This is a genomic window from Paraglaciecola polaris LMG 21857 (assembly GCF_000315055.1).
GTDB classification, from domain to species: Bacteria; Pseudomonadota; Gammaproteobacteria; order Enterobacterales; family Alteromonadaceae; genus Paraglaciecola; species Paraglaciecola polaris.
In genome coordinates, this window is sequence record NZ_BAER01000132.1 from 1 (window position 1) to 822 (window position 822).

The window sequence follows — 822 nt, forward strand, 5'->3', positions numbered from 1 at the left end:
AATCCTTGCACTAGGCATGGATAAATCCACATCAATTGCTAGACCTTCACGATTGTAATCGTCTATCACATTAAACGTTCTCAAAGAGCGCCCATCAGCAAGGCTGTCAGACATAAAGTCCATCGACCAGACCTGATTGACCGCCACAGGTACACTCAAGGCATCAGGCTTGTCTCGCTTAATTCTGCGTTTAGGTTTTATCCGTAAATTCAACTCAAGCTCACGGTATATGCGATACACGCGTTTGTGATTCCAATTGAACCCCTTCACGTTTCGTAGGTATAAGAAGCACAGGCCAAAGCCCCAACGTTTGTGGGTTTCGGTTAGTCGCAGCAACCAGTCAGCGACTTGCGCGTTTTCACCGCTCAATTTGGCTCGATAGTGATAGCAACTGGCACTGATACCCAAACTACGGCAGATGACGCGAATGCTCACGCCATGCCGATTGATAGCATTCCTTGCCATCTCCTTACGCTGAGATGGCCTTATAACTTTCCCTCAAGGGCTTCCTTACGGATTTCGGCGACCAGTCGCTCTTCGGCATACATCTTTTTAAGTCGCTTGTTTTCATCTTCAAGCTCTTTAAGTCGTTTCATCAATGACGCATCCATTCCGCCAAACTTGGCTCGCCATTTATAGAACTGAGCTGAACTCATACCATGCTCACGGCAAAGCTCAGGAACGGCTACGCCGTTCTCATTCTGTTTCAATATCGCCAATATCTGGCTGTCGGTATATCTTGATTTACGCATAAAAACCTCCTTCGTTTTAGTTTAACGGGAATTTCTACTTAAAACTGCTCCGACTTTATGGGGGTATTAC

At 46.1% G+C, this 822-nt stretch carries 1 pseudogene; it reads right to left on the reverse strand.

The window, feature by feature from the left end:
* Positions 1-752 (reverse strand): annotated as a pseudogene (locus GPLA_RS23350) (IS3 family transposase); the annotation flags it as partial.
* Positions 753-822: the final 70 nt, after the last annotated feature.